We start from the raw sequence: 6,074 nt of genomic DNA, 5'->3' as shown, positions 1-6,074 counted from the left end.
GTGTGCACATTTGCGGTCGCGGCGCGAAACTTTATCGGCTATTCCAGCGTCTATACGCTTTCCCTCCAACTGCTCCCCGCCGATGTCAGGTCTTCTGCTCGATCCCTGGTTCTATGCCGCCGCCATTCCAGCCGTCATCCTGGTCGGTCTGTCCAAGGGCGGCTTTGGCGGTGCGGTCGGTTTCATCGGGGTGCCGCTGATGGCGCTGGCCATGCCGCCGGTGCAGGCCGCCGCCGTCCTGCTGCCGATTCTATGCCTGATGGACATCGTCTCGGTGTGGACATGGTGGGGTGTCTACGACCGCAAGATGCTTACGGACATGATGCCGGGGGCGGTGATCGGCATCGGCCTCGGCTGGCTGACCGCGGCGCTAGTGACAGCGGAAATGGTGCGGCTGATCGTCGGCGCGGTGGCCATTCTCTTCGTGCTTCGCTGGGTCTATCTACAGATGCGGCACGGTGCGAGCCACTCAGCCGAGCCCAACCGCGCGGCTGCTGCCTTCTGGGGGACGGTCGCCGGCTTCACCAGCTTTGTCGCCCATGTCGGCGGTCCGCCCTTTCAGGTCTATGCGCTGCCGATCCGGCTTGATCCGAAAGTGCTTTCGGGCACCGCTGCAATCTTCTTTGCCGCCACCAACGCATTGAAGCTCATCCCCTATTTTGCGCTGGGACAGTTCGATACCACCAACCTGACCGCCTCGGCGGTTCTGGTACCGCTGGCGCCGCTTTCGACCATCGCCGGCGCCTGGCTGGTCCGGCGGATGCGGCCGGAACTGTTCTACCCCTTCACCTACGCAACCGTGGCGGTCGTTGCGGTCAAGCTTCTGTGGGACGGGATTTCCGGCCTTCTCTAAAGCGCTAGCCATGGAAGCTGCCGGCAGCCGAGCCGCCGGCAGCGTCACGGCAGATTTCAGGCGGCGCTCGGCACCAGCCGGCGCGTTCCGCCGAGGGCGAGGGCAATTCCGGTGGTCAGGACCAGCGCCATGCAGCCCAGGATAGTGACATCGTTCAGCGTCGGCTTCAGCACCATGTCGGCGATGATCACCAGCATCACCGAATAATCGACGCGTGCAGCGTTGAGGATGCGCTGGCCCTGGGCGAGGGCCGCCGGTGTCACGCCGTCCTTGGCGATCATCTCCGCCATGCGGTCGGCGGTCGGCTTGAAGATGAACATGCCGATGCAGAAAGTCGTCGCGTAGCCGGCAAGGCCGATCAAGATCCACAGGGCGGAGAAGCCGACCCAGAACCAGCACATGATGAGGCCGAAGGCGAGCGTCAGCATCGACATCGGCGCGAAGAACCTGTTGCCCAGCTCGCCAGTGGCGCGCATCGCCTGCAGCATGCCTTCAATGTTTCCGGCGCGGTCGGCGCGCACCGCAAGCACCATCAGCGTGAAGCCGCCGCCGACCCAGAGGATCGCCGAGAGGACATGCAGAAATTTGATGATCAAGTACCAATCCATGGTTCCCCTCCTTGGATATTTGACGACTGCGAGCGGCGCATATTTGCTCCATCTCGCGGCGAGGAGAGGGCGTTTAGCGCGGCGCCTGTTTCGGAACGATGTCGCGTGGGAGGCAGCTTTGTTTCGGTGTCGTAGGAGATACGGCCGTGACGGCATCGTTCAGCGATTGCGCCAGCGCGTCGTGCTGTTTCCTGCTATTCTGACAACGCCGGGAAGGGTGGGGCGCGATGCGGCATCGTCCAGAAACATTGCCGATGCAAATGAGCCGATGCCGGGACCCGGCGGCGGGTCGACCGCCTGAATTCAACCCATTCCCATGACGGGAACAGGCAAATCGGGGGATACTATGCAAAAGGTAGCACGAAATTTCTTCACACTGGCCGTCGTCTACGCACTGTTCGGGATGGCGCTCGGCCTCCAGATGGCGATCAGCCAAGACCATGCGCAGATGCCGACCCACGCCCACATCATGGTGGCCGGATGGCTGATGTCGGCGGTGTTTGCCTTCTTCTACCATCTGTTTCCGGCAGTCGCGGAAAAGAGGCTTGCCACCGTCCATTTCTGGTTGACGGCAATCAGTGGCATCGGCCTGTTGATTGGCCTTTACATCATGCTTGCCGGCAACCCGGCGATCGAGCCGCTGGTGGCAACGTCCTCGATGGGTTTTTACGCGGGATTGCTGCTCTTTGCCTACATCGCACTGCCGGTGGTGTGGAAAGCCGAGCGGCTTCCTGAGGCGCAAAAGGCCTGAGTATTGTGCTGTTACGGCACAGGCGGGCGGCGCTTGATCAAAAAATATCCGCGCCGTTAAGGCTTCATTAAGCTTTACAGGCGTTTACTATGTGCATCCAGTGATCTGGATTCTTACCGAGTGGTTGGAGCCACTTTGTTTGACGCCTCCCTGTTAAACTCCTGAGAGCCGCCTTATCCGCGGCTCTTTTTTTGCCCGCGATCCGGATTGCCGGTGCCTGCGCCGTCGTTAACCGTTTGTTAAACATGTGCTTGCCTTCACCGGCGGCGAAGCGCATTTTCAAGCCTCGGTCATATAGGGTGCAGGGCGTGACGGCGATGACGCCGATTCGGCCGGCTGTAAGGCAAGTGCAGGGCGTATCGATGAACGATCCTTCGAAGGGAAGCGCGCAAACCATCAAGCTGGCGGAGCGCCGGGTTTTCTCCCAATCCTTCAAGCCGCTCTACCAGGAAGGCATGGGCCTGGTCGAGCAGGCGGCCGAATATCTGGACGGCAAGGGCCGGGCCGAGGCGAAGAAACTGTCCAGGCTGGCGGCGACGCTCTATGCGGCCGAATCGATGCGGCTGACCACGAGGCTGATGCAGGTCGCCTCCTGGCTGCTTTTGCAGCGTGCGGCGAATTCCGGCGAGATGACCCGCGATCAGGTTGCTTCCGAAAAATCCAAGGTGCGTCTCGACACCGCTTCCGCCAACAACGATGCCGCAGGCTGGGTCGAACTGCCCAAGGATTTTCTTGACCTCGTCAACCGTTCGCTGCGCCTGCAGGCGCTGGTGCGCCGCATGGACGAGGAAATCTACGGCAACGCCGTGGCCGAGGTCTCGCCATCCGGCCACCCCGTCAATCCGGTTTCCGATCAGATCACGCTGCTGAACACGGCTTTCGCCCGCGGCTGACAGGCTGCGTGATAATTCTACTCCGACGACACCGGCGCCGTTTTCTGCGCTTGCGTACAGCGCCGCGCGTCTAGCGACGCGCAAAGGACGCTGTAGCGCTTAGATTTTGCGCATGATCCTTTTCCGAAAATCGACTCCGATTGCACGGACCCAAATGTCCGCTCCGCTTCGGTACTCGAAAACCACGCCATCTGCCTCGTCAGAGCGAATTTCTCAAACAGCCTATGGGACGCTGTGGGAACCCTGTTTCTGGTTTGTTCACATTTCGCTGGCATCGCTGTCCGCCAAGGGTAGACTTGGCGAATGGGGGAAGCGATTCGCATCATCGGCATCGATCCGGGGCTGAGGCGTACCGGCTGGGGCATCGTCGAGAGCCTCGGCAATTCGCTGCGCTTCGTCGCCTCCGGCACCGTGCGTTCCGACAACAAGGCGGCGCTGGCGACGCGCCTTTGCCAGTTGCATGATGGGCTCGCCGAGATCCTGCATGCCGCCATGCCGCACGAGGCGGCGGTCGAGCAGACTTTCGTCAACAAGGATGCGGCAGCCACGCTGAAGCTTGGCCAGGCGCGCGGCATCGCCATGCTGGTGCCGGCGCTAGCCGGCCTGGTCGTTGCCGAATATGCGCCAAACGCCGTCAAGAAGGCGGTGATCGGCGTCGGTCACGGCGACAAGAAGCAGATCCACATGATGGTCAAGGTGCTGATGCCGAAGGCGACTTTCGACACCGACGATGCCGCCGACGCCCTGGCCATTGCCATCTGCCACGCGCATCATCGGCAGAGTGTTGCCTATAGGATGGCGCTGGCCGGATAAGTTTGTTCTTGACCTGTTCTCGGTTCAGCAATAAGTAATACCAACGAGGTATTACCATGCGCGTGACAAGCAAAGGCCAAGTGACGATCCCAAAGGAGATACGGGATCATTTGGGGATTGGGCCGGGCTCCGAGGTGGAGTTCGTGCCCACAGACGACGGCGCTCGTGTTGTTGCGGTCAACGAAAACATTTCCGAAGAAGAGGCCTCTCGCAAATTCAGCCAGCTGCTCGATCATATGGCCGGCACGTTGGACTTGGGAGGCATGACAACGGACGAGTATATGGAGTGGCTGAGGGGTCCACGTGAAGATCTCGACATTGATTGACACAAATGTCCTGATCGATGTTTGGGGTCCTGCCGGACAGGAGACGAAGTGGTCGGCGTCAGCGATCACAGCATGCCGGCGCGATGGTACACTCGTCATCAATACAATCGTCTGGTCCGAACTCGCGCCGCTGATAGCGACCGAGCCGGCACTCCGTAAAGCAGTCGAAACGCTTAAGATGGATCGCGAACTCTTGCCATGGGAAGCGGCATTCCTCGCCGGTGTAACGCATTCCCGCTATCGCCGCGCTGGCGGGGTCCGCGAACGAACCCTGCCGGATTTCTTTATCGGAGCCCATGCGGTTGTCGCTGGGCATCGTCTGCTGACGCGCGATGCCGCGCGCTACCGCAGCTACTTTCCGGATCTCGATATCATGTCTCCTGAAACCTATCCATGAGGGGCCTGTATCCATGAGAGCTTTGGCATGATCGGCAAGCTCAAAGGCACGCTGGACGAGATCGACGAGGATTTCTGCATCATCGACGTGCACGGCGTCGGCTATGTCGCCCACTGCTCGACGCGCACGCTGGCCGCCTTGCCGGCCCCCGGCGAGGCGGTGGTGCTGTTCATCGAGACCTATGTACGCGAGGATATGCTGCGGCTCTACGGATTCCAGTCGGTGCTGGAGCGCGAATGGTTCCGGCTGTTAATGAGCAATGTACAGGGCGTCGGCGCCAAGGTGGCGCTGGCTATTCTGTCGACGCTGGCGCCGGCCGATCTCGCCAATGCTATCGCGCTGCGTGATATTGCCATGGTCAGCCGCGCGCCGGGCGTCGGCAAGAAGGTGGCCGAGCGGATCGTCACCGAACTGAAGAACAAGGCGCCAGCCTATGCGGGCACTGCCTCCGGCATCATCGGCCTGAAGCAGGAACTCGGCGAAGGCGTCGCACCGGCGCCGATCACCGACGCCGTCTCGGCGCTGGTCAATCTCGGCTATTCGCGCGACATCGCCGCCAATGCGGTGGCGGCTGCGCTGAAAAGCGCCGGCGAGGATGCGGATGCATCGAAGCTGATCCGCTTCGGGCTGAAGGAACTGGCGCGGTGAGACTGTGCTTGTCCCGTTCCCTACCCTGTGCAAGGAAAGCGGCATGAGCCTTTCGCCACGCCTCATCGCTCCCGATAAGCGCGGCGAAGATGCCGAGCAAACCTTGCGGCCGCAGACGCTCGGCGATTTTGTCGGCCAGGCGGCGGTGCGGGCCAATCTCAGAGTGTTCATCGAGGCCGCCAAGGGCCGCAGCGAGGCGCTCGACCATGTGCTGTTCGTCGGGCCGCCCGGCCTCGGCAAGACAACGCTGGCGCAGATCATGGCGCGCGAGCTCGGCGTCAATTTCCGCTCGACCTCCGGCCCGGTCATCGCCAAGGCCGGCGATCTCGCAGCACTGCTCACCAATCTCGAAGACCGCGACGTGCTGTTCATCGACGAGATCCACCGGCTCAACCCCGCGGTCGAGGAAATTCTCTATCCGGCGATGGAGGATTTCCAGCTCGACCTGATCATCGGCGAAGGGCCGGCGGCGCGCTCGGTCAAGATCGACCTAGCCCGCTTCACGCTCGTCGCCGCCACCACCCGGCTCGGTCTTCTGACCAATCCGCTGCGCGACCGCTTCGGCATCCCGGTCCGTCTCAATTTCTACTCCGTCGAGGAACTGGAGCAGATCGTGCGGCGCGGCGCCCGCATTCTTGGCATGCCGCTCGGCGACGACGGCGCGCTGGAGATCGCGCGACGGGCGCGTGGCACGCCGCGCATCGCCGGACGGCTGTTGCGCCGCGTGCGCGATTTTGCCTCGGTCGCCGGCGACGGTCATGTCGACCGGCAGATCGCCGACGAAG

Annotated in this window: 9 protein-coding genes; 8 read left to right on the top strand and 1 reads right to left on the bottom strand. The window is 62.0% G+C overall.

The window, feature by feature from the left end:
- Positions 1–82: 82 nt before the first annotated feature.
- Positions 83–853 (top strand): sulfite exporter TauE/SafE family protein, encoded by a 771-nt coding sequence (locus EOA86_RS18500; protein WP_127210164.1) that lies wholly within the window; start codon positions 83–85, stop codon positions 851–853.
- A 56-nt stretch (positions 854–909) separates the two neighbouring features.
- On the opposite strand, the gene EOA86_RS18495 is transcribed toward EOA86_RS18500, so the two are convergent.
- The gene (locus EOA86_RS18495; RefSeq protein WP_128342989.1) at positions 910–1,461 is read right to left on the bottom strand and encodes a DUF2269 family protein; all 552 of its coding nucleotides are present in this window, start codon (positions 1,459–1,461) and stop codon (positions 910–912) included.
- Between the two features lie 346 nt (positions 1,462–1,807).
- Between EOA86_RS18495 and EOA86_RS18490 the strand changes: the two genes are divergently transcribed.
- The 7 genes from EOA86_RS18490 to ruvB all read left to right on the top strand — a co-directional run.
- A complete protein-coding gene (locus EOA86_RS18490) occupies positions 1,808–2,212 on the top strand; it encodes a hypothetical protein (RefSeq protein ID WP_128342987.1) in 405 nt (134 codons plus the stop codon).
- A 362-nt stretch (positions 2,213–2,574) separates the two neighbouring features.
- Complete coding sequence (locus tag EOA86_RS18485; RefSeq protein WP_128342985.1) at positions 2,575–3,105, top strand: DUF1465 family protein; 531 nt, start codon at positions 2,575–2,577, stop codon at positions 3,103–3,105.
- A gap of 303 nt (positions 3,106–3,408) precedes the next feature.
- Entirely contained in the window at positions 3,409–3,918 is a 510-nt protein-coding gene (gene ruvC / locus EOA86_RS18480) for a crossover junction endodeoxyribonuclease RuvC (RefSeq protein WP_128342984.1), read from the top strand.
- Between the two features lie 56 nt (positions 3,919–3,974).
- On the top strand, positions 3,975–4,244 hold the full coding sequence (locus tag EOA86_RS18475; protein WP_095517992.1) for an AbrB/MazE/SpoVT family DNA-binding domain-containing protein: 270 nt from the start codon (positions 3,975–3,977) through the stop codon (positions 4,242–4,244).
- Positions 4,222–4,641 carry a type II toxin-antitoxin system VapC family toxin gene (locus EOA86_RS18470; RefSeq protein ID WP_128342982.1) on the top strand — a complete coding sequence of 140 codons (420 nt, stop codon included), beginning with the start codon at positions 4,222–4,224 and terminating at the stop codon, positions 4,639–4,641. The genes EOA86_RS18475 and EOA86_RS18470 overlap by 23 nt, the downstream gene beginning before the upstream one ends.
- 27 nt (positions 4,642–4,668) lie before the next feature.
- The gene (ruvA, locus tag EOA86_RS18465; protein WP_128342981.1) at positions 4,669–5,289 is read left to right on the top strand and encodes a Holliday junction branch migration protein RuvA; all 621 of its coding nucleotides are present in this window, start codon (positions 4,669–4,671) and stop codon (positions 5,287–5,289) included.
- A 43-nt stretch (positions 5,290–5,332) separates the two neighbouring features.
- Positions 5,333–6,074: Holliday junction branch migration DNA helicase RuvB (gene ruvB / locus EOA86_RS18460; protein WP_128342979.1), on the top strand; the 742-nt coding region annotated here is incomplete at its 3' end.

Source organism: Mesorhizobium sp. M5C.F.Ca.IN.020.32.2.1, from assembly GCF_004023105.1.
GTDB classification, from domain to species: Bacteria; Pseudomonadota; Alphaproteobacteria; order Rhizobiales; family Rhizobiaceae; genus Mesorhizobium; species Mesorhizobium wenxiniae.
The sequence above is the reverse complement of the archived record's forward strand: the minus strand, read 5'-3'. Positions and strand labels throughout refer to the sequence as shown.

Coding starts and splice junctions, on each gene's coding strand:
- EOA86_RS18490 (WP_128342987.1), top strand. CDS start 1,808: ATGCAAAAGGTAGCACGAAATTTCTTCACACTGGCCGTCGTCTACGCA.
- ruvA (WP_128342981.1), top strand. CDS start 4,669: ATGATCGGCAAGCTCAAAGGCACGCTGGACGAGATCGACGAGGATTTC.
- EOA86_RS18485 (WP_128342985.1), top strand. CDS start 2,575: ATGAACGATCCTTCGAAGGGAAGCGCGCAAACCATCAAGCTGGCGGAG.
- EOA86_RS18475 (WP_095517992.1), top strand. CDS start 3,975: ATGCGCGTGACAAGCAAAGGCCAAGTGACGATCCCAAAGGAGATACGG.
- EOA86_RS18495 (WP_128342989.1), bottom strand. CDS start 1,461: ATGGATTGGTACTTGATCATCAAATTTCTGCATGTCCTCTCGGCGATC.
- EOA86_RS18500 (WP_127210164.1), top strand. CDS start 83: ATGTCAGGTCTTCTGCTCGATCCCTGGTTCTATGCCGCCGCCATTCCA.
- ruvC (WP_128342984.1), top strand. CDS start 3,409: ATGGGGGAAGCGATTCGCATCATCGGCATCGATCCGGGGCTGAGGCGT.